Consider the following 22,208-nt stretch of genomic DNA (forward strand, 5'->3'; position numbering starts at 1 on the left):
AGGTAAAAATCGGCTAACGTGCATCAACTACGCACAACAAGCCTAGAACTGGTATCCGTAGCTGAGCATGAACTCGGCTGGTGCGCCGTAGCCAATCTGGTTTAGGCCAGACGTGCCGTTTGTTGCGCCAAGAATGTATTTCTCATCCAAAATGTTGTAAGCGTTCGCTTGGATCTTGTGACGACCAGTGGTGTACGCCGCCATCAAATCCACCGTGGTGTAATCGCCGAGTGCGACGGCTTCGTCGTTACCTGCGTAACGGTCGCCCACGTACTTCACACCACCTCCTAAACGCCAGTTGTCATCCAATTGGTAAGTGCTCCAAAGAGAGAACAAGTGGTCTGATACATCGTTCGGCTTTTTGCCTGTGGCTTTGTCTTCCGCATCTAAGTAGCTGTAACCAACAGAGATATCCCACTGTTTGGTGATTTGGCCGCGAGCCTCTAATTCAATGCCTTGGTGACGCACTTCAATTTTATCGATCACATCGCCGTCCACGTTAGTTTGTGGTTGCTCTTGATCAATCTGGAACAGTGCAGCATTCAACATTAATGCGTTATCCAAAAGGTACGCTTTCGCACCCACCTCTTTTAAGTCAGTGTGGAAGAATTCCGCCAATTTTGGATTGATGTAGATACCAGCGTACGGTAACTGCCAAGAGCGCGCTAAACTAGCGTATACGGATGTGTCGGAGTTGATGCGGTATACCAAACCAGCACGGTAGCTGACTTTATCATCATCCAACTTTTCTTTATCTGAACCCGCTTTTTGTTGTTCGAGTTCCATCGAGTCGTAACGCACGTTACCGATCAAAGAAAGGTCGCCCCACGTATAAACGTCTTGCACATACAAACCTGTCGTGGTGGTGGTATTGTCACGAAATGGCTTAAAGCCCGGATCGGGTGTTGGGCCCACAACTGGGTTGTAGATATTTTGCGGAGGAAGCGTTTTGTCACTTGCCAACGTTAGGTCGATATCGATCTGGTTGAAATCTGCACCCACCATCAATTGATTGTCCCTGGTTTCCCAAACCAACTCAGATTGTAAAGTGGTCGTAGTACGTGGATCGTAACCAAAGTTATTCACGGTTTGAGACACTTCATTGCCCGTCACTTTGCCCTGACGCGTGCCTTTTTGCTCAAGTTCGATATGGTTGAACGCCGCTCGGTTGTTCCATACCCATTGATCATTCAGACGCCATTCGTAATCCACCGCAATACGGAGACTGTCTGACTCCTGATAGTCGTTTGTGCCGCCAAAGTAAGTGCTTACTGGCAAATCAACTGGCTTGCCATTTTTTGATGGCACACCACGATATGGCACTAGTTCTTGATGGGCGTATTCCACGTCAATATCAATGGTGTGACCATCCGCTGGTAACACACGAATGGTCGGTGCAATGAAGAAATCGTTTGAATCAACATGATCAACGTACCAGTCGGCTTGACGGTATTCCAAGTTAATACGCCCGTTGACCTTATCTGTGAACGCCATTGAGCTGTCGACCTGACCGACATACTGGTTGTTGCTACCTACACTGCCGTTTACGTGAGTAAAATTCTCACCGTTAGCGCGTTTCGTCACCAAGTTGATGATGCCCCCAGCCGAGCCACGGCCATACAAAGCGCCCGCAGGGCCTTTCACAATTTCAACGCGTTCAACATTCGCTAAGCTGCGGTAAGACTGCAACGTACCGTCATCTCGCAAGCCATCACGGTACATATCGTTGAGTGAATCAAAACCACGTATCATGAACTGATCGCGGCTGCCTTCGCCCAAGGTGTTATTGACCCCGGCTACCCCATCTAGCGCATCCACTAAGCGCACCGCGCCTCGGTCTTGCATTTCTGTTTTCGTTACTACGGATACCGCTTGTGGCACATCAAGCCATTCCACATCGGTTTTGGTGCCTGATTGAGGCATGTGTTCAGCATAACCTTCGTACTGATGCCCGAAGACTTGAATCGTTTCAGTTGCTGATGAGGTTGAGTTCGTCTCTTCTGAAGCCACTGCGCTTGGTGCTACTAGTGAAGAACCAATCGCGACCGCCAAGGGGGTCAGGGTCAATAATTTATTCATTCCATAATTCCGTTTAGTTGTTATAAAGCCAACGGATGGAAATAAGAACAAATATTATTTCTATTTGCAATATTAATTTTATGCTCTATATTTATTTACCCTAAAAACACAACTAACAACAAAAAAAACCAAACATAATAACAATAAACACTAAAACTTCTGCCCTCCATCTCGCGAGAGGCACATTGGAAGACGACCGTGAGCGACTTTATCAACGTTAGAAGAAAATGTTAGAAAATTAGGAAAGCTCATGAAATCTACGATGATTATCGTAAGTCATGTCGTTAACGATGCAGTCACTCACGGCTTCGTGCCTGCAGCTAAAGCGATGGACCTTCACGTCGTTCTTATCACCGACCACAAGATCAGCCATTTAGAGCTGGCGAGTCGTGATAGTCACTTTAATCCGGATACCATTCTAGAATGTGATGTCTTCAACCCATTAGAACTCATCGAAACCATCACGGAGCATGAATTAAAGCCAGACGCTATTTTTAGCAATAGTGATCACTTACAAACTTCCACCGCCATCTGCGCGCAATTTTTTGGCCTCCCATCCAAAGATTGGTCTGTCACGTTAAAGGCCAAAAACAAACACTTAACTCGACAAGTGTTAAATGAAAAAGCCCTACCCAACACACAAAGCTGTTTGCTGCACCGCCATTCGAATGTGGCATTAGGCATGGCCTTTCCTGTCGTGGCAAAACCCAAAGAAGGCGTGGCAAGTTTAGATGTGCAGCGCTGTGACTCCCAAAGCGAGCTCGATGCTTACTGCGAGGCGTTTTGGCAAAAGCACCCAAACGCCGCCATTCTGGTGGAGCAGTTTCTTCAAGGGCCGTTGGTTACGCTCGAAACTTTAGGAGATGGTGAGCGCCTTATCGCCGTGGGCGGCTTTGATGTGTCGCTCTCAGAGCCGCCTTACTTTATCGAAACGGCCGCAGACTGGAACGGACCAAACGGCATTGCTCACCGAGAAGCTTGCGTGGCTCAACTGAAAGCGTTTGGCGTTGGTTTTGGTGTTTGCCACAGCGAATTTATTATCACTGAAAACGGCCCAGTCCTAGTGGAAATTAACTACCGCAGCATTGGAGATGGTCGCGAATTCTTGCTCAACAATCTCGCTCACTTCGGTTGGTTTAGCACGATTTTAGGTCTGCATTTAGGCCGAAGATTGGACGGCGATTACCAAATTCATGGTTCAGCGCACGTGCACTACGTAGTTGCGGAACACAGTGGTGTGATTGATGGAGATTCGACGTCGTTCATCCAACACGATGACGATATCATCACCCAGCAACAGGTACTAAAAACCGCTGGAGAACACTTCCAACAGAGTTATTCCAATAAGGATTATCTCGCCCGAATTTCGATTGTCTCACCATCAGGGCGAAACCTCGACCAAGCGCTGCAGAACGCACTTGGCAATTTCGATCTAGCTCCGACTCGTGAGGTGGCAGCATGAATGACAACGCTTTGTATCTAACGCAACGATTGATCGACACTTGCTTACGCGAAGACATGTTTGGCATTTTGTCGAAAGCCAAGTTCAGTAGCGACGCGCCAAAAGGGGTAATTGTTCCTCAAGGCGAGCAAGTCTGGCTGATATTTGCCAACTCTGATTTCACGTTGTATTTACCCGTTGCGCCAAAGTATTACATGCAGCACTGGCGCTACGGTCACGCCAATGACGAAACACCACAAGGTTGGTGGGTGGAGAAAAATGGCCAAGTCGAGCATCAACAACATTACAAAGAGTGGATTGCACTCCTAACGACACTGGCGCATGAGAGCTCTCACGAATTGTTGGCGGGGTATCTTCAAGAACTGGAATGTGCAGAGAAACACAAAGCGCTGTGTGACCAAGCATTTCATCATCACGCAGACCACATTTCTCAACCAATATCCGAGCTTGGTTCTTGGCATAAAAAGCTACTGCTTGCCGACCAGATCGCTTCTTACCTTGACCACCCGTACTATCCAACTGCGCGTGCGAAGTTTGGTCTGAGCGATGAAGACCTTGCTAAGTACGCGCCCGAGTTCGCACAAAGCTTTGCTCTGCATTGGATTGCGATTGAAAAATCACTGGTGACATTAACCAGCGGACAACCTGATTGCTGGCCAACAATGGAGCAAGTGGGGCTTCCTGCTGATTTTGCACTGAGCCACGTACTGTTCCCTGCGCATCCGCTCACCCTTCGCTCTTTAGAAGCCTTACCCGAAGGCATGATAGAAGCGCCGTTTACGTACCTAGACGTGACGCCAACGCTTTCCGTTCGTACTGTGGTAGTCAACGACGCGCCGCATATTCACATCAAAGTTCCGCTGATCATGCGATCGCTAGGCACGAAAAACATTCGCTTAATCAAGCCTTCTACACTGTATGACGGCCACTGGTTTGAACGCCTACTCAGCCACCTTGAGCAAACGGACACCGACTTAAACACTCGCTTGTTCCATTGCAACGAAAAGCACGGTGGACACGTCGGTGAGGATAAAACCTTAGCGTACATCGTACGTGAGTACCCACTTACTCATTGCGAAGACAAAGCGTTAGTTCCGGTTGCAGCACTGGCAAGCCCAATGCCTGACGACCGCTTGTTCTTAGAACATTTGGCAGAGCAGTACTATCAACAAGATACGCTGGCGTGGTTCCAAGATTACGTCGACCTTCTTTGCCAAGTACACCTCACCTTGTGGATTCGTTATGGCATCGCATTGGAGTCCAACCAGCAAAACGCCATCGTTGCATTTGATCAACAGGGCAAAATGACGCTCGCGATGAAAGACAACGACGCAGCACGAATTTGGCCAGAGCGCTTCAACTTCGCAACAGAGCATACTGCCCAAAAACACGGCGCAGGAACAACTCCTGTGAATTGCGATGAACTGCTCGACCAACGCATCAAAGTCGACAATGAATTGGCGCTAGGTCAGATGTTTACCACCATCACATTACAACTGGATATTGCAGCGATTGTAGAAGCCATGGCAGCGAAGGGCATTGCCTCTTCAGCATCGCTTTACGCCATCGTGGCCAAAAGCATTGCTGAGCAACTCAACCGATTGGAAGGCGAAGGGTTAGAAACAAAACTGGCACGCGAGTTACTGCAAGAGGCGCCTGATTTGTACGCCAAGTACTTGTTGAGCTCTGGCAGTTTGCTCTCGAAAGAAGCCTCTGGCGCGAGCGACATCAATAAGTTCTATGGTTTGTCGGCTCCGAACTTCTTGCTGCTTTCTAGCGAAGAAGCGCAACGCGCCTACTTAGAAGCCATCAAAAAAAGCGTACGTTAAACGATTATGACCAAACTCATCTACAGTGTGTTGTTGTGCCACTTTATCGCTGCGTTTGCCGCGTTAGGTATGCCGCTATTTCTACCCGTCGTGTTGCCAACGTTAGGCGCAAGCATTGATGCGGACTGGGCAGGGGTATTGTTTATCCTACCCACGTTTTGTACTGCGTTGGCGGCGCGATTTTGGGGCAACTTTGCCGATCACTACGGTCGCCGCCGCTCACTCTTGCGTGCGCAACTTGGCCTTGCAGCAGGGTTTGTGCTGTGCGGCTTGGCAGACAACCTCGCCATGTTTGTGTTTGGTCTTATTGTTCAAGGAACCTTTGGCGGCACCATGGCCGCCTCAAACAGCTACTTATCTAGTCAAATTAAAGAAGCCAAAACACTCGGCAAGTCACTCAATAAAACCCAACTATCTGCTCGCTTGGCGCTGATCGTTGCACCCATTGGGCTCGGCTGGAGCTTGTCCGAAACCAACCCGCTCAACGCGTACCTGTGGTTATGCGTTTTGCCTTTGATTGCTATGGGCATCACGCTAACACTGCCAGCGGATAAACCCGCCGAACAAAACCTCGAAAAGCCAAACTCAGAATCTCAGCAAGAACAACCTGTTGCAAAGAAAAACGCAATGCATGCCATTCGTTGGATCTTCTTTGCGCAGTTCGGGTTTGCGTTTTCCATGGTGGTGACCTTTCCTTATTTCTCGCCGTTTGTGCAGCAATATGGCATCACTAACCACGCATGGATCGGTTTTTTGTACGCACTGCCGCATGGCGTCTATCTGTTGCTGGCAGGCAAAATCCACGTGTTGTCAGATGGGCTGAATCGCCATCAACCGCTGCGCACGTTGTGGCTCGGGTTTGCATTGCTTGCCGTGAGCTCTGCCTTGCATTTGATTGCGTCCGAAACCGCACTCATTGCTGCGAGAATTGTCTTCGGCATCGCGATGGTGTGTTGTTATCACGGATTGCATCAGCATCTTGCGAGCAATCTGGATCGCAAACTCAGTGGCAAAGTATTTTCTCGCTTTGATGCCATGTCCAAATGGGGTGGCGTGGCGGCGGGATTTTGCGCTTCTTTCATTTCTAGCTTGGGGCTACTTGAGGTTCCTTTCCTACTTTCTGCGATAGTCAGCGTAATCACCTTGATCGCGCTGGTTCTCCATTCAAAATTTGGAAATCAACATGTTACAAACTCAATCCTCTCAGACTAGCGAGTTGCGCGCGCATGATGTGCAGCTCAATCGGGAGAAGGCCCAACTCAACACGATAATGGGTGTTCTTAATTGTTACTTACGTGAATTTGCGCTACCGAATCAACAAGTGGAATGGCGCTACCAATCGACATCGCTACCCCAAACGTTAAAACGCAACTATTCCGCCAAGCAACGGGTAGCCGTTCATCTGTCTCAACAAAATGGCGTGCTGGTTTTGCCGATTCACTACGCGAGCAAACTGGGCAAAATCAAATTGGCAGAACTGCCGTGGGCGAAAATGCCGGGATCTGGCTGGGCGAAATTGGATGCCACGCAAACTCTTACGCTTTTGCTTAACTATCTCAAGCAGGTGTTGGCGATCCCGTTTAACCATGAGCTGATCGAACAACTGGAAAATAGCGTGCTGGTTACCGAGCAGTTTCTCAACGTCGCGCCCAAATCGCATCACAACGAATTTATCGCTTCGGAACAGTCTCTGATTTGGGGGCACACTTTCCATCCGACCCCAAAAAGTCGTTCGGGCGTCACCATGGATGATCTCTTGGCGTTTTCTCCAGAAGTCGGCGCGCAAGTCCCGCTGTACTGGTTTGAAGTGGATACGTCCTTACTTGATGTGCTGAGTTCCGACGGAGACGCTAACCCTGCGCAACGCATGCTACAACAGCTCGCGCCACAACACGCCACCAGCGATGGGAAGACCCTCTACCCTTGTCATCCTTGGGAAAGCTACACCATTTTGAGCAACCCAAGCGTGAAGCGTGCCATTGAACAAGGCAAGATCACGCCACTGGGTTTAGGTGGTGAAAAGATGCAGCCGACCTCTTCGGTTCGTACCCTCTACCACCCAGACATGGACTGGTTTGCGAAATTCTCCATCAACGTACGATTAACCAATTGCGTGCGCAAAAACGCGTGGTACGAACTCGACAGCGCCGTGCAGCTCACGTCGATTCTTAAACCAATTAGAGAAAACGAACAGCTGCACAACCCCGTATTTAAAGTGATGACAGAGCCTTACGCCACCACGTTGAATCTAGAAAGCGTCGCTGATCGTAATTGGGACGACAACACCAAAGCGCGCGAATCGTTTGGTATTTTGTATCGCGAAAATTTCTCGCTGAGCGAAGTCGACATCTTAAAACCAACCCTCGCCGGCGCTCTATTTGCTTACGACAAAAACGGCAACAGTTGCATTGCTCAACGCCTTAAAAACAAAGCGCGTACAACGCAAGGCCGCTATTCCGACATCGCGACACTGTGGTTTGAACGCTATTTGCATTGCCTGATCCCGGGCGTGTTTAATTACTACTTCAAACACGGAGTGGCGTTTGAGCCGCATTTGCAAAACACCTTGATTGGCTTTGAGCAAGAGATGCCGTGTTGTGTCTGGATTCGTGATTTGGAAGGCACCAAGTTACTGCCGGAGTTTTGGCCAGAAGAAACATTAACTGACTTGTCTGAACGCGCGCGACAATCGGTTTACTACAGTCGCGAACAAGGCTGGAATCGCATCGGATACTGCACCTTTATCAACAACATCAGCGAAGCGATTTTCTTCATAGCAGAAGGTGATGAGCCACTAGAGCAAACGCTGTGGAATGCGGTGCAAAGTGCCATTGTGCGTTGGCAGTCAGTGAATGGAAAACAGCCGGAACTAGAAGCGTTGCTGAATGGCGGTCACTTCCCAAGCAAAAATAATTTCACCACTCGTTTGATGCAAAAAGCCGATAAGGAGTCGGGCTATACCCAAGTCGCCGCGCCTTGGCAGCAACACGAAAAAGGAGCGCAACATGCCTAATTCCCTCTCTCTACCGACACGCGTTAGCCAACAAGTTCACACGCTCGCACAGCAGCAAAATCAACCCTTGTGCGCTTACGTGTATGACCTAAACGCCTTAGAAGAACACATCAAACAACTGCGTCACGTTTTGCCGAAAAATGTCGAGCTATTTTACGCAGCCAAAGCCAATCCATCGGGCCCGATTCTCAAAACGCTCGCGCCGTATGTCGATGGTTTTGAAGCGGCATCTGGCGGGGAGTTGACACACCTCCACCAGCAACAACTCGATAAGCCGTTGATCTTCGGTGGCCCTGGGAAAATGCCAAGTGAATTGCAACAAGCGATTGAGCTTGATGTTGATGCAATTCATGTCGAAAGCCTCACTGAGCTGCAACGCATTGGAGCACTAACCGAGCGCCTCAACCGCCCTGCTTCGATCTTTTTGCGTATGAACATTGATATTGGCGACATCACGCTCAGCAAGTTGGCGATGGGCGGCAAGCCGACTCCTTTTGGTTTGGACGAGTCCGAACTGAGTAATGCTTTGATGTTGCTGCGCGATTTCCCGCAAGTGTCACTCAAAGGCTTCCATTTTCACTTGATGTCGCATCAGCTCGATGTTGAACGTCACTTAGCGTTAATGCAGCGCTATTTCCAAGTCGTGAAGGCGTGGCAACAAGAGTTTGAACTCGGTGAGCTGATGATCAACTTGGGTGGAGGCATGGGGATTAACTACCAAAACCCTGAGCAACACTTTCCGTGGATGGAGTTTTGCGACAAGTTGGAATTCCTCATCGCCAAAGAGCAAGTGCAAGACTGGACACTGCGTTTTGAATGCGGACGTTTCATCACGGCGGCATGCGGTTATTACGTAATGGAAGTGCTGGATATTAAGCAAAATCTTGGCGAAAACTTTGTCATCGCGCGCGGAGGAACCCACCATTTCCGCACGCCAGCAGCGCAGAGCCATGATCATCCATTCGTCATCCTGAAAAGCGAGCAACACCACGAGATTTCTCATCCAATTCAGCATGCACAAGCAACTTTTGTCGGCCAGCTTTGTACGCCCAAAGATGTGCTGGCACGCAATCAACACGTCGCCCACGTCGATATTGGTGATTATGTTGTGTTTACCTTAGCGGGCGCCTATGCGTGGAACATCTCCCATCAAAACTTCTTGATGCATGAACCGCCGATCTTCCACTATTTCTAAACGGCATACTTCGCTTTACGCAAGCCCCAATCATTGGGGCTTTTTTATTCCACTCGGCACAAATTCATTGCCATTAACCGCTTTGCGAAATCGCAATAACGCGTTTAATCAGCTCATCGGGTTCCATCTTGGGATTGCGGTAAAAACGGAATATTTCCGAGTTTATCGCTTGCTGAGCAACCGGATTGACCGCCATCGAATCAATCATACTCGGTACTGCGAGGTTGTGTTTTACGCCGTAGTGAAAGTCTTGATATGACTGGACCTGACACGGATTAAAATCGCTGATGTCGATATCGGTACGTACCGGAATCGAGCCTTTTACCTTATTGAACTTGGCTTGAAACTCTACGTTTGCCAGCGCGCTCGCGGTTTGCTGAGCCGCCTCGGCAGAAAACGACTTGCTCGACATAAACACCAAACTGTCCATGTTGTAGAGGAATACACCATCGCTGTCAGGCGTTGGGTAACAGCCGATCTCTTGCGGAACCGAGACTTGATTGGCGAGCAGCTCACCTAAAATCCAATCTCCGCCGATTTGAAACAGCGCTTGACCGTCGGCTAACGCTTGGGTCGCCGTATCCCACTTACTGTCGGGCAATTGGTTGTCGATCAACAAACTAAGGCGACGAAATTGCGTCAGCGCTTGGCGCAGGGTGTCGCTGTCGATGCTATCTCGCTCAAGTTTAACCATCGCATTGGTGTAGAACTCAACACCGCCAGTGGAGATCACTAAGTTCTCGAAAAGTTGGGCGACTTGCCACGGCTGCTCACCGACCGCGATCGGTACGATACCATTTTGCTGAGCAAGCTCCATGGCAGCGAACATCTCTTGCCAGTTTTTCGGAGCGGACAGATTCAGTTGTTTAAGCAGCTTGTGGTTGACCCACAACCAGTTCAAACGGTGCAGCGTAAGTGGCAGGGCGATATAGCCGTTTTGTGTCTTATTGATTTCGATAGACAGCGGGTAGAGCACCTCGTCCCAGCGCTGCTCGTCCGCTACCGCGTTGACGTTGTGCAAAATACCGATGGCATCCCACGCTTTAATACTTGGCCCTTCGATTTGCGCGAAGCTCGGTGGATTGCCCGCCAGCGCGCGAGCTTGCAGTACCGTCATCGCGCTGTCACCACCACCGCCTAACACCGGGCTTTGCAGCAGCTCAATATCGTGCCGTTTTAGCTGAGCTTTAAGTGTTTGCAGCGCTTGCTGCTCGCCGTCAGAAGTCCACCAATGTAAAAACTCTACCCCTTGTGGCGACTCAGCGTGAGCGACGCAAGGGGCGAGCAACAGTGGGAACAAGAATGCCAGTTTGTTCATAGTCAGTCTCTCGGGAAAGTCAGTGTGGCGCAGAGGCCGCCAAACTGAGAATGGCTCAGCGACAAACTGCCGCCGTGAGCCTTTGCAATGCTCTGTGAAATGGTTAACCCCAGACCACTGCCTTCTTTATCGTTGCTAGCGCGGAAGTATGGCTGGCAGAGCTTTTCAAGTAATAAATCGTCAACACCGTCACCGTGATCTTCAATTTTAATTTGGATCGACTCTGGGCTTTCACTCAGTGTAATGTCCGCTTGATGGCCGTATTTGAGCGCGTTATCGACCAGATTCTGAATGCAGCGCTTAATCGCTAACGGTTTACCAGCAAAGTGGGTGCGGATTTCGCCGTGGATGCGAATTGTGTCCGGCGCATCGGCGATATTGGCGGAAATGTGCTGAATCAGTTGGGTGAAATTGATCGGCTCGATTTCCTCGTGGATATCGGTCTCTTTAATGCATTGCAATGCGCCTTTGACCATCAAATCTAGGTCGTTACTCAGGCGGATAAAGCGTTCTCGGTCGGCGTCGTCATCCAGCATTTCCGCCCGCAGTTTTAGGCAGGCTATCGGCGTTTTCAGATCGTGGGAGATGGCGCTGAACAGCATCTCGCGGTCTTTAATATGGCTGTCGATGCGTCGATTCATCTTGTTAAACGCACGGACCGCCGCTTTTAGTTCGTTACTGCCTCGTTCAGAAACTTCGGGCACGTCTAATCGGCTCGACATCAGGGTTGCGGCTTTTGCCAGCTCTCGAATCGGTTGAATCTCTTTGCGAACGATAAACCAGGTACACAGCAACAACATTAGCGCGGATAGCAATAGTGTCAGCCATTGGCGCAGCTCAAAATAGTTAGTCTCTAGGTTGATGTAAGGCGCGGGTAGCACCGCCGCGAGATAAAACCATTCGTTCTGCGCGACTTCGACCTGCATCACCAGAATGGGTGGATTGAGGTCACCAAACGAAAGCGAATAATGCGCCCACAATAGTGGCAGTTCATCGATAGGTAGCTCGTTGTTGAACACTTTGAGTTTGTCGCGCTGAGTGAACTCCACCTCGATATTAGGAATGCCGCTCAGCTCGCTTTCTAATACTTCACGAACTTGGTTGATGACCAACGTTTTGCGTTCGCTCTCCGGCAGCGGGTCGACCTCAATCTGGTGGTTGTTGAGTGAGACGAAAAAGCGTGTGCCGCCCATGTTGCGCAGTTGATTGAGTACCAAGTGGCGGTATTCCGAAGGGAGGGTTTGAAAGAAAGCGATGGTGGAAGAAGCGCTCAGTGCTAAGCTTTTGACCGTGGTGGTCAGGCCTTCTTTATCGCGTTCGCTGGCGTGTTGATACCAGATAATCCCAGATAATACCTGCGCCAGAATGATCACCAGCAACAGGAACACACTGGTGCGAACGACCAGTGAGCCTGTCCAGCGTTTAATTCTCATAATGCACGTCCGTGGTCAGCATGTAGCCTTTATTGCGCACCGTTAGGATCAGCGAGCGGTCTTTATCTTCAAGGTGATGACGCAAGCGGCTGATCTGCACGTCAATGCCGCGTTCAAACGGGTCGGCATCGCGTCCCCAGATCTCGCGCGCAATGTCATCGCGAGACAATATTGATTGCGCGTGGTTGACGAACAAACCGAGCAGCGACAAATCCGCGCCACTAAGTTGCTTAACTTCGCGGCTAGCGACGTGGGTCAGTTGCCGGGTTACGGTATCTAACAACCAATCATCAAAACGCACTTTACGCGTCAGTTTGCTATTGGCGGTCGATTGGCTGCGTCTCAGAATCGTTTTGATGCGTGCGAGCAGTTCACGCGGACTGAATGACTTGGTGATGTAGTCGTCAGCGCCCATTTCTAGCCCTGCGACTCGGTCGGCTTCTTCAGTGACGGCGGTCAGCATGATGATCGGGATATCGGAGTTTTTGCGCAGTTTCTGGCACAGGGTAAAGCCGTCTTCACCGGGCATCATAATATCGAGGATGATTAAATCAGGATGGTGATCGTTGAGCAGTTGCCACATCACGCCGCCGTTTTCTGCGCAAAGCACTTCAAACCCAGCGCGGCCAAGGTAATCTGACAACGCTTCGCGAAGGTCTAGGTTGTCATCGACGACCAGTATCTGCTTGTTTTCCATCCTACTTTCCCTGTGTCCGTCCCTGTGCCTGCCCCTGAGTTTGGCGCTGGCCAATATGATGCATTCTTAAACGCACATTCACAATCGAGCCGATTGCAATTTTCACTTCTCGGTGTAAGAGATTTGTAAGCGGCCACTTACAAACTGATTGCCTTTTGTAACCTTAGGCGCCGCCTTGCTCGCTATGATCATCCTGACCTTACGTGAAACAACATGACCTGAAGGAATCAGGTCCTACAACACTGGCATTCGTCAGGAGGAAACCATGTTTGCAAGTATATTTGGACAACTACAAAAAATAGGGCGGTCGTTGATGCTGCCTGTGGCGGTGTTACCGGTGGCTGGCTTGATGCTGGGTATTGGTAACGCGGGCTTTGCGTTTATTCCAGACGCGGTCAACAAAGTGATGCTCGCCGCCGGTGAAGGCGTGTTCGGCAACATGCAGTTGATGTTTGCGGTCGGTGTAGCGCTCGGGTTATCAAAAGGCAATGACGGTGCGGCTGCGCTCGCTGGCTTAGTTGGCCTAATTATTATGAACGCATCGCTCGGTATCGTGACTGGCTTGCGCGGCTTAGAAACTGACGCCACCATCATGGGCGTTGAGACGCTGCAAACCGGGGTGTTTGGCGGCATCTTTATCGGTGCGGTCGCAGCAATCATGTACAACCGCTTCTACAACATCAAACTGCCGGAATATTTGGGCTTCTTCGCGGGTAAGCGATTTGTGCCCATTGTCACCGGTCTATCGGCGATCGTCGTTGGTGCGATTCTCGCGTTTGCATGGCCACCTGTCGGACAACTTCTTGATGCATTCTCTCATTGGGCAGCGTACCAAAACCCTGTACTCGCGTGGGCAGTTTACGGCGCAGGCGAACGTTCTTTACTCCCGGTTGGTTTGCACCACATCTGGAATGCGCCGTTCTTCTTTGAAGTTGGCAGCTATGTAGACCCAGAAACCGGCAAAGAGTTTACCGGTGAGCTCACTCGCTTCTTCGCGGGCGATAAAACCGCAGGATATCTGTCTGGTGGCTTTATGTACTCCATGTGGGCGCTACCCGCAGCGGCACTGGCGATTTACCACTGCGCGTCTCCAGAGCGCAAGAAAATCGTCGGCGGTTTGATGATGTCTGCGGCGTTGACCTCGTGGTTAACTGGTATCACTGAGCCAATCGAATTTACTTTCCTATTCGTCGCGCCAGTGCTGTACGTAATCCATATTTTCCTCACCGGTATTGCGTTTGCGATCACCGCATTTTTGGAAATCAAACACAGTACGGACTTTGCGCACGGTGCGATTCAGTTCTTCCTTTACTACCCAATGTCGACCAACGCGTGGATGTTCATCATCATCGGTCCAATCTGGGCGACGCTGTACTACGGCTTGTTCCGCTTCCTAATTGTGAAGTTGGATCTGAAAACGCCGGGCCGTGAAACCGAGATTGCAGAAGTGAAGATTGCCGGACAACCTGATGAAATTGCGGTGGATGTAGTCGCTGCATTGGGCGGCAAAGCCAATATTAAGTCAGTCGATGCGTGTATCACCCGTCTGCGTGTCTCGGTAAAAGACATTGCCAACGTTGATGTTGCTAAGCTAAAAGCGCTCGGCGCGCGAGATGTGTTAGTGATTGGCGACAGTTTACAGGCGATTTTCGGTACGCAGTCTGACTCAATTAAGTCAGAAGTGCACAGCGTACTCGCCACCTCCTGATCTTACCTCCCCCAATCTAGGTAAGATTTGCCAACCTCCTTGTGAGGTTGGCTTTTTCGTTTTTGGGGTAAAAAAAGCGAAGCCAATAACCAGCCCTACTTCGCCGCCGCGTTGGTTAAATTGCCCAGCACGCCGCTGATTTTATTCAATACCTCGTCGCAGCCTTCAATATGATGGCGCTGTTTTAAATACATCGGATCGTTGTAAGCTAACCACGTTTTGCCTTCTGCATCTTCATACACCAACACTTTTTGGGGTAAATCGAGCGCCACTTCCTGCGCACAGATCATCAGTGGTGTGCCCACTTTAGGGTTTCCAAACACGATAACTTCGGTTGGTCGCAACGTCATATCGACTTTCGTGGCATTCTCTTGATGGTTAATGCGCGCAAAGACGTTCAACCCTTTTTCTTGCGCGATAGCGACAAATTTATCCGCCGTATCTTTTGCTGAATGCGTGCTCGCAACGGTTACCACACCCTCACCAGCTAACGCACTCAATGACGTCAACGCCACGACCAACCCGATGATTACTTTTTTCATTTGTCGTCCCTTCCTCTCTCTGAGTCGAAAACTAGATATAGAAAAACCAAGTGTAGGAAAACTATAGAAGTCAGATTCCGCTATCGCGAATTGCACTCTACCTACTCAAGAGTCGACCGTGTAACACGGATTAATTGATTCAGATTAATAAAGCGTTAACTAGCTGAGCATCAAAAGCGTGAAATACGTAACATTTGCCGCCTATTTTAGTAAGAAAGAGAAAAGTAGTGACACGCGATCAATTTGAGTTATTAGCACCCGGTGGTGATTTAGATTCCATCAAAGCCGCCATTGCCGCTGGCGCCGATGCAATTTACTGTGGGCTCGACCGCTTTAATGCTCGTAACCGAGCGACCAACCTCACCTTGGATAACTTAAATGGCGTGTTAACGTTAGCCCACCAGCACAGCTGTAAGATTTTCCTAACGTTGAATGTGCTGATTTTAGAAAGTGAAATTCCGGCGATTGTTCGCTTACTCAGCCAACTGAACACCACCAAAATCGATGGCGTGATCGTGCAAGATCTCGGTCTGGCCTACATTCTCAAACATCACTTTCCCGATGTGGATGTGCACGCTTCAACGCAACTAAATACGCATAACGAAGGCCAGATCCTCTTTCTCAACCAGCTCACCGCAAGCCGAGTAAACTTATCTCGCGAACTTAACATCGATGAAATAAAACATCTGGCGCAATTTGGTCGCGAGCACAACGTAATGATGGAAGTGTTTGTCCACGGCTCATACTGCATCGGATTCTCCGGAATTTGCTATATCAGTTCCGCTCGCAATGGTACATCAGGTAACCGTGGACGCTGCAGTCAACCTTGTCGCGAACAGTACGAAACGACCAAAACGGGCAACAACTACCCACTCAATATGAAAGACAACTCCGCCTTTGGGGACTTGAAAGCGCTTGCCGATGCTGGCGTGTATTCATTAAAAGTGGAAGGACGAATCAAGAAATCGCACTACGTCTATACCGTGGTCGATAATTGGCGTCAGCAAATCGATCGCTTGTGCGAGGGTTTGGAACTCTCTGAAGACACCACCGAGTTATACACGGTGTTCAACCGTGATTTCTCCAACGCATTTTTGCAAGGTGATTTCGGCAAGGCGATGTACATCGACAACCCGCGCGACCACGCTGTAAAGCATTTTTCGAAGGTTTATCAATGCCAGTCTGCTGATGATGTGCAAGCGGTGAAAAAGAAACTCTACGACGACAAAACCGCGATCATTGAGAAAGTGGCAGAGCAAACCAAGTCGTTCGATGTCGCTTCGACACAAGTATCAGGCAGCAGCTTGAAAGGGTCGATTGATGTGCCAACTCTGCCAGCGTTACCTCAACCAGAACCTCGCCAAGGTGCGCCAAAACTATCGGTTCTGATCTCGTCAGCACAAGAAGCCATGCTGTGCGAATACCAAGACATTGATGTTTACTATCAATTGCCAATGGGGTTGTCTGGTGAACTGAGCGCGATGATGGAGTTGTTCCAAGCCAACCCAATGCTCAAACCTTGGTTTCCTGCCATTTTGATTGACGAAGACTACCAAGCCGCGCGCGTATTTTTGGAAACCATCCAACCTGAGTTGTTGATCACCAACAACTCAGGCGTCGGCATGATCGCAAAAGAGCTCGGCTTAGGCTGGGTGGCAGGCCCACAAATGAACACGGTGAACTCATACGCGTTTAAATGCCTTCAAGACGAGTTCGCGGCAAGTGGCGCGTTTATTTCTAACGAGCTGAATATGAAGCAGATGCGCCATATAAAGCGCCCGCAAAACATGCGCTGCTTCTACAGCATTTATCATCCAAATACCCTACTCACGAGCCGCCAATGTTTGTTCCAACAAACCGAAGGATGCCGCAAGATTAAGGTCAACAAAGGTTGTTTGAAACGCTGTGATAAACGTACGTCTATCATCAACTTAAAAGACAATCCTTACGTGGTGCAAAAACAGAAAGGCAGCCACAATTCAATCTACAGCGAGCACAACGTCTTAAACCTGCAAGTGCTGCACGATCTGCCGCAATTGTTTACCGATGTGTTGATCGATCTGCGTGATATCCAGACCGAAACGACAGTCTCAGCAAGCAAACCTGAGTTAATTGACGCGTTCTTAGCTCTACTTGAAGAACACAGCGAACAAACCGTCCAAACGCTGAATGCCATGATTCAACCAACAGCCAACGCGCAGTATTTAAAGGGGTTGTAGAATTTTTCTAACGAGGCAAACAAAGCAATAAATTATCCTACACTCTACTAGAGGGAAGCGTAACGCTTTGTAAGTCAGATGGTTGGCTGAAGAACATAGTTCATCAATAGAAGAACTTCCTGGCCATTTGAGATAATTTATTTGAGTACGCCATGAAAATATCTAAAGGTATCGAAGAGCAGGGGATCCCTGTCGGAAACTATTACGACAAATACAATACTCAGAACCCCATCGCCAGAAAAATGATGAGCAATTTCGATCATCATTTATCGCAACTGGTCGATATGGTCACACCAAAGTCGATACACGAGATCGGCTGCGGAGAAGGAGTCTGGGCACTTAAATGGCATCAACAAGGGATCCGTGTGAAAGGGAGTGACTTCTCCCAACAAGTGATTCAACTAGCAAGAGACAATGCCCAAGCACACAACTTGGAAGACATTTTGTTTGAACAAAAAAGTGTGTATGACGTTGCTAGAAAGACTGATTCTGCTGACCTTGTTGTTTGTTGTGAGGTCTTGGAACACCTGGAGCATCCCGAGCAAGCACTAGCAACATTGCAAGAGCTCGATACTGACTATTACATTTTTAGTGTGCCAAGAGAGCCGTTGTGGTGTGCGTTAAACATGGCAAGAGGTAAATATTTAAACAGTTGGGGCAATACTCCCGGACATATCCAACACTGGTCCAAGAATGCCTTTCTGACTTTGCTCAATCAACACTTTGAGATTCTCGAAGTACGCTCTCCCATTCCTTGGACCATGGTTTTATGCCAGCGTGTGAATCATGAAACATAATAAGAGTAAATTCATATTACGCTGGGTTGGGCGAACCATTACTATTTTTTCCATCGCCTTTGTATTAATCAAGCTCTCTACATACTCGCAGCAACTAAATATTCAGGATATTCCCTCTTACTCCTATCTGGCATTTGTTTTTTGTATAGGTCTCTACGCTTTGGGCAATTATATTCTTTCTATGGCGTGGCGACTTTTAGTCGCGAACAGTGAATATACTCTGTCTGCATCAACTGCCATTTGGATGTTTGGCGGGTCTCAAATTGCTAAGTACTTACCTGGAAACATTTTCCAATTCGCTAGCCGACAAGTAATTGGCGTGCAACACGGAATTAAAAATAATGTATTACTGAAATCGACCTTATGGGAAATAGGGTTGATGGGCATTGCGGCTGGTTCGTTTGGCGTCTTTCTGCTGAATGAGTACTTCCCTAATTTAATGGGGTACGAGATGACTTTATTCGCTGGACTTATCGTGATCACCGGATCAATATTAAGCTTGATAGCCAGTCGCAATTACCTAAAAGCTTGTGGGCTGTATCTCTGCTTTTTTTTGGTATCGGGCGGTATTTTCTCACTCATATTTTTTACGCTAAACGACAGTCTAACTCCAACTTTAGAGACATTTTTACAAACATCTTGTTACTTCATCATCGCATGGTTAATAGGGTTTGCCACCCCAGGCTCTCCTGCGGGGTTGGGTGTCCGAGAGGCTGTGTTAATCACACTCCTAGATTCGCCGAGTATTGAAGATACACTCTTAGTTGCCGTCCTTATTTCCAGAATCGTCACGGTTCTAGGAGATATGTTGTTCTTCGCTATCTCGAGTCTATTTAGGCCTAAGCAAGCCGTATCAAATAACTCACTTCTTTAAAGTATCGAGGTAACTCGCTATTACTCTCCAGATCGTTTTCGCTTGGCTTCAAACTGATAAGTGGGCGACTTTTCCTGATGCTCCAGCTTTTCTTCCAGTACCTCAATTCGGTGCAATACTTTTTCGGTCAGCTTTCGATTGAACCCTATTAGATCGGCCACCAACCCCATCAACAAAGTGATGAAACCCAAGATAAGTAGCGTTGATCCCAAGACCAATGACTGAATATGACCATCTCCCGCTCCATTTAAAAAGAAATACAGGAATCGCATAATGGGAATCACACCGCAAATCATCGCCACAGAGCCAATAAACAAAAACACTTGCAGAGGTCGGTACATGGTATAAACCCTGACCAAAGTAGAGAGCGACATTTTTAGAAACTGCGGAATGCTCTTAAACAGACGGGACTCTCGCGTTTTTTCATTAGTTCGGATTGGCACCGAAACCACACCAATCCTTTTTGCACTTGCTTGAATCAACATTTCTATTGTGTAGCTAAAATCCGATACGATATTAAGTTGTTGTGCCGCACTTCTCGATATTGCGCGAAAACCACTCACAGCATCTTTAACATCCAATCCCGTCGCTTTGGCAATAATAAAGCTCCCCGACACTTGTAAACATCGTTTAAATACAGAGAAATGTGTATTGCTATACCCTCCTCGGTCACCAACAACAATTTCTGCTTTGTGCTCGATAATAGGCTTAACCAAGTGCGGAATATCGGCCCCATTATATTGATTATCGCCATCGGTGTTCACAATGATATCAGCATGAAGACGAAGGCACTCCTCAATCCCTCTTCGAAATGAGTAAGCAAGCCCCTTATTGCCCTGGTTAGTAATAATGTGCTCAACACCACACTTGCGTGCGACTTCTGAAGTACCATCCGTAGAACCATCATCGATGATTAGAATCTCTATCTTAGCGATACCATCAACGCGCTTTGGTATTGAGCGAATAACATCAGCAATATTGTCCGCTTCGTTAAAGCACGGAATTTGAACAATTAACTTCATGCTTGCTCCTCATGTTCTGAATCAACATTACTGTGCGTATTAGAAGCCGGTAAATAACCTCTGTTTCTCTTCAAGATTGCGAGGTCGGTACAGGTTATCTCCCCAACGCAGAACGACTTTACCTGGCTCTTTCGACGCTAATTCATAGACACCCCGCGCCAAGTATCGAGCTTGACCTGCCAACCAAACCTTGCCATTAATCATAAGACTATTGCTAGCTTCAAGCGTATATAGGCCCTCGATGTTGACCATAACTTCCCGATTAAGAGAGTTGGGCGTCAATTCAAACGTCTTTCCTGCAACATACAGGTGCGACCAATGATGAATGTAGTTCTGCCTTAACGCTTGAATATCTAGCCTTAATAGCCCTTTATCGGTTTTTTCAGGGCCAAACACATCTAAATAGTGCGAATTAACCAGTACAAAAGCCGGATTGTCTTGCTCTATAGCATTGCGAATAACGGGGATGTTTCTCGCAATATAATCTTCGTAACCCCACGTACTCATGAAAAAACCTTGTTTTGAAAAAGTCGGAACCATGGAGCATCGATCAATATAAGCAACAGGCTGAGGAAAGATTTTATGTACTTCATCAAGAAACTGACGCTGGTAGGCCAAGTTGCTTTTTATCGGTAAAACAAAACCATTCACCACAATGGATACCGCAAACAAGCAGGGAACAATAAAATTAAAAAATTGTGCAACTCTTGCGTTAGTGAAATTCTGGATACCAACCCAAGCCACAGCAAACAAAGCACTCACTGGAGCAAGCATAAAAGCGTAATAGTATGGGAAAGCGTTGCGATAAAAGAGCAAAGTGAAGAGTAATAAACTTAGGCACAAAAACTTAATCGATGACTCACGGCTTAATAGCTTTTGCGAAAAACACGCATAAACAGCAGTACCAATACCAATGAAAAGAGCTAACCAATACCATGAGTTCGTCGAAACTGAATGAACAAAGTAAAACAATCGAGGAAAAAGCTCGCGCTGGTTTAGTGTCTTATCCGCAGCACCGAACATCGTTCCTGCATCACCAACCGAACTCGCTCCATGTATAGAGAAGTAATGCCAACTGTATAGCATCGCAAAGGCAACCAGTATTGCGACTCCATACATGAGAACTTGCCTAAAATAACGCTTACGATTTCGCGACCAATAAAGCGAGGTTAAAACTATGCCTATAAAAGTCGGGATATACAGAGCGGTCTTTAAAGTGACGAGCAAGGCGACAGCCGTAAGGACACCAGCAAGAATGGATACACGCCAAGAAAATGTTGTACTAAACACATAATACAGCGCCGCCATGATCATACATGTCGCGATAGGATCAGTACGAAAACTGGCCCCCATACGAACATTATAAACAAAAGAAAAATAGGCAAGCACCGCAAAAAGTGCCGCCGATTTGCTGCTGTACAATCGACATAACTTGTATAGATAAAATCCCGTGAGTAATTGAAAGAACACCATAACGACTCTCGCCACAATGATCTGGTCAACATCGTTATCTGATACACCACTCAGCCAAGTAAAGAAGTGAATGTGAAAGGTTTGGAAACTATTAATCACCTCGCCGTTAATAAACCGATGCACAAAAGATAGGTAATAAAACTCGTCCCAATTTACTTCGTAATTAAACGCAACAAAAAACCGAGCGATTACAGCTACTACGATTAGAATACAAAGAAAAATAGAAGTGCTAGAGGTAGTATATCTATCCGATAAATGACGTTTATTAACCTGTTCAACAGTCTCCATTCACCCTTCCTTGTTAATCGTTTCTCGACTAGTGGCATGCTCTGAGACATTAAGTTGTATGAATAAGGTTAGAACTGCCAGTAATGAGTATAGTCATGATTCAAAACCAAATAAGGGGTGGCAGGAGAAGTTTCGAGAGCAAAACACCGTTGAGCAACGAGACCGTGTTTTTATTCCACACTTTGAAAGCGGGAAACTTTGCATTATTTCAAAAGGCTTTAGTATTAAGTCTCTCAACATATCTTGAACACTCACTGTG

General features: G+C 48.0%; 16 protein-coding genes. 9 read left to right on the forward strand and 7 right to left on the reverse strand.

Annotated features, from left to right (window positions below):
* Positions 1–42: 42 nt before the first annotated feature.
* Complete coding sequence (locus NL643_RS06985; RefSeq protein WP_253644151.1) at positions 43–2,079, reverse strand: TonB-dependent siderophore receptor; 2,037 nt, start codon at positions 2,077–2,079, stop codon at positions 43–45.
* A gap of 250 nt (positions 2,080–2,329) precedes the next feature.
* Here NL643_RS06985 and NL643_RS06990 point away from each other — a divergent pair, with 250 nt between their 5' ends.
* Genes NL643_RS06990 through NL643_RS07010 form a run of 5 tightly spaced genes read left to right on the forward strand, consistent with a single transcriptional unit; the run spans position 2,330 to position 9,578 of the window.
* Positions 2,330–3,541 carry an acetyl-CoA carboxylase biotin carboxylase subunit family protein gene (locus NL643_RS06990; protein WP_253644152.1) on the forward strand — a complete coding sequence of 404 codons (1,212 nt, stop codon included), beginning with the start codon at positions 2,330–2,332 and terminating at the stop codon, positions 3,539–3,541.
* A complete protein-coding gene (locus NL643_RS06995) occupies positions 3,538–5,370 on the forward strand; it encodes an IucA/IucC family protein (protein ID WP_253644153.1) in 1,833 nt (610 codons plus the stop codon). Before NL643_RS06990 ends, NL643_RS06995 begins: the two co-directional genes overlap by 4 nt.
* Before the next feature lie 6 nt (positions 5,371–5,376).
* Positions 5,377–6,582, forward strand: coding sequence for an MFS transporter (locus NL643_RS07000; RefSeq protein WP_253644154.1), 1,206 nt, complete (start codon positions 5,377–5,379; stop codon positions 6,580–6,582).
* Positions 6,554–8,383: an IucA/IucC family siderophore biosynthesis protein gene (locus tag NL643_RS07005; RefSeq protein ID WP_253644155.1), complete on the forward strand. Its 1,830-nt coding sequence runs from the start codon at positions 6,554–6,556 to the stop codon at positions 8,381–8,383. Before NL643_RS07000 ends, NL643_RS07005 begins: the two co-directional genes overlap by 29 nt.
* Complete coding sequence (locus NL643_RS07010) at positions 8,376–9,578, forward strand: type III PLP-dependent enzyme (RefSeq protein WP_025623945.1); 1,203 nt, start codon at positions 8,376–8,378, stop codon at positions 9,576–9,578. Before NL643_RS07005 ends, NL643_RS07010 begins: the two co-directional genes overlap by 8 nt.
* Positions 9,579–9,651: 73 nt before the next feature.
* On the opposite strand, the gene NL643_RS07015 is transcribed toward NL643_RS07010, so the two are convergent.
* The 3 genes from NL643_RS07015 to NL643_RS07025 are packed head-to-tail and all read right to left on the reverse strand — an operon-like array spanning position 9,652 to position 13,026.
* Positions 9,652–10,896: an ABC transporter substrate-binding protein gene (locus tag NL643_RS07015; protein ID WP_253644156.1), complete on the reverse strand. Its 1,245-nt coding sequence runs from the start codon at positions 10,894–10,896 to the stop codon at positions 9,652–9,654.
* A 2-nt stretch (positions 10,897–10,898) separates the two neighbouring features.
* A complete protein-coding gene (locus tag NL643_RS07020) occupies positions 10,899–12,329 on the reverse strand; it encodes an ATP-binding protein (protein WP_253644157.1) in 1,431 nt (476 codons plus the stop codon).
* Positions 12,319–13,026, reverse strand: a complete 708-nt coding sequence (locus NL643_RS07025) for a response regulator (protein ID WP_005383484.1) — start codon at positions 13,024–13,026, stop codon at positions 12,319–12,321. The genes NL643_RS07020 and NL643_RS07025 overlap by 11 nt, the downstream gene beginning before the upstream one ends.
* 265 nt (positions 13,027–13,291) lie before the next feature.
* Between NL643_RS07025 and ptsG the strand changes: the two genes are divergently transcribed.
* Positions 13,292–14,734 (forward strand): glucose-specific PTS transporter subunit IIBC, encoded by a 1,443-nt coding sequence (gene ptsG, locus NL643_RS07030; RefSeq protein ID WP_253644158.1) that lies wholly within the window; start codon positions 13,292–13,294, stop codon positions 14,732–14,734.
* A 95-nt stretch (positions 14,735–14,829) separates the two neighbouring features.
* Here ptsG and NL643_RS07035 read toward each other — a convergent pair whose 3' ends face one another.
* Positions 14,830–15,276, reverse strand: coding sequence for a DUF302 domain-containing protein (locus NL643_RS07035; RefSeq protein ID WP_005383492.1), 447 nt, complete (start codon positions 15,274–15,276; stop codon positions 14,830–14,832).
* 227 nt (positions 15,277–15,503) lie between these two features.
* Here NL643_RS07035 and NL643_RS07040 point away from each other — a divergent pair, with 227 nt between their 5' ends.
* The 3 genes from NL643_RS07040 (at position 15,504) to NL643_RS07050 (ending at position 19,166) form a co-directional block, all read left to right on the forward strand.
* A complete protein-coding gene (locus NL643_RS07040; protein ID WP_253644159.1) occupies positions 15,504–17,495 on the forward strand; it encodes a U32 family peptidase in 1,992 nt (663 codons plus the stop codon).
* 152 nt (positions 17,496–17,647) lie between these two features.
* Complete coding sequence (locus NL643_RS07045; protein WP_065646128.1) at positions 17,648–18,292, forward strand: bifunctional 2-polyprenyl-6-hydroxyphenol methylase/3-demethylubiquinol 3-O-methyltransferase UbiG; 645 nt, start codon at positions 17,648–17,650, stop codon at positions 18,290–18,292.
* Entirely contained in the window at positions 18,282–19,166 is an 885-nt protein-coding gene (locus tag NL643_RS07050) for a hypothetical protein (protein ID WP_253644160.1), read from the forward strand. The genes NL643_RS07045 and NL643_RS07050 overlap by 11 nt, the downstream gene beginning before the upstream one ends.
* A gap of 20 nt (positions 19,167–19,186) precedes the next feature.
* Here the strand turns inward: NL643_RS07050 and NL643_RS07055 are convergent, their stop codons facing one another.
* Positions 19,187–20,188, reverse strand: coding sequence for a glycosyltransferase family 2 protein (locus NL643_RS07055; protein ID WP_225461415.1), 1,002 nt, complete (start codon positions 20,186–20,188; stop codon positions 19,187–19,189).
* A 39-nt stretch (positions 20,189–20,227) separates the two neighbouring features.
* Complete coding sequence (locus NL643_RS07060) at positions 20,228–21,949, reverse strand: glycosyltransferase family 39 protein (RefSeq protein ID WP_253644161.1); 1,722 nt, start codon at positions 21,947–21,949, stop codon at positions 20,228–20,230.
* Positions 21,950–22,208: the final 259 nt, after the last annotated feature.

The sequence above is a fragment of the Vibrio sp. Y42_MX_L11 genome, assembly GCF_024181785.1.
GTDB classification, from domain to species: Bacteria; Pseudomonadota; Gammaproteobacteria; order Enterobacterales; family Vibrionaceae; genus Vibrio; species Vibrio diabolicus.

What these genes read in the sequence shown, in the direction of transcription:
- NL643_RS07035 (WP_005383492.1), bottom strand. Translation starts at nt 15,276, where the DNA reads ATGAAAAAAGTAATCATCGGGTTGGTCGTGGCGTTGACGTCATTGAGT.
- NL643_RS07010 (WP_025623945.1), top strand. Translation starts at nt 8,376, where the DNA reads ATGCCTAATTCCCTCTCTCTACCGACACGCGTTAGCCAACAAGTTCAC.
- NL643_RS07050 (WP_253644160.1), top strand. Translation starts at nt 18,282, where the DNA reads ATGAAACATAATAAGAGTAAATTCATATTACGCTGGGTTGGGCGAACC.
- NL643_RS06990 (WP_253644152.1), top strand. Translation starts at nt 2,330, where the DNA reads ATGAAATCTACGATGATTATCGTAAGTCATGTCGTTAACGATGCAGTC.
- NL643_RS07045 (WP_065646128.1), top strand. Translation starts at nt 17,648, where the DNA reads ATGAAAATATCTAAAGGTATCGAAGAGCAGGGGATCCCTGTCGGAAAC.
- NL643_RS06995 (WP_253644153.1), top strand. Translation starts at nt 3,538, where the DNA reads ATGAATGACAACGCTTTGTATCTAACGCAACGATTGATCGACACTTGC.
- NL643_RS07025 (WP_005383484.1), bottom strand. Translation starts at nt 13,026, where the DNA reads ATGGAAAACAAGCAGATACTGGTCGTCGATGACAACCTAGACCTTCGC.
- NL643_RS07015 (WP_253644156.1), bottom strand. Translation starts at nt 10,896, where the DNA reads ATGAACAAACTGGCATTCTTGTTCCCACTGTTGCTCGCCCCTTGCGTC.
- ptsG (WP_253644158.1), top strand. Translation starts at nt 13,292, where the DNA reads ATGTTTGCAAGTATATTTGGACAACTACAAAAAATAGGGCGGTCGTTG.
- NL643_RS07005 (WP_253644155.1), top strand. Translation starts at nt 6,554, where the DNA reads ATGTTACAAACTCAATCCTCTCAGACTAGCGAGTTGCGCGCGCATGAT.
- NL643_RS06985 (WP_253644151.1), bottom strand. Translation starts at nt 2,079, where the DNA reads ATGAATAAATTATTGACCCTGACCCCCTTGGCGGTCGCGATTGGTTCT.
- NL643_RS07060 (WP_253644161.1), bottom strand. Translation starts at nt 21,949, where the DNA reads ATGGAGACTGTTGAACAGGTTAATAAACGTCATTTATCGGATAGATAT.
- NL643_RS07000 (WP_253644154.1), top strand. Translation starts at nt 5,377, where the DNA reads ATGACCAAACTCATCTACAGTGTGTTGTTGTGCCACTTTATCGCTGCG.
- NL643_RS07055 (WP_225461415.1), bottom strand. Translation starts at nt 20,188, where the DNA reads ATGAAGTTAATTGTTCAAATTCCGTGCTTTAACGAAGCGGACAATATT.
- NL643_RS07020 (WP_253644157.1), bottom strand. Translation starts at nt 12,329, where the DNA reads ATGAGAATTAAACGCTGGACAGGCTCACTGGTCGTTCGCACCAGTGTG.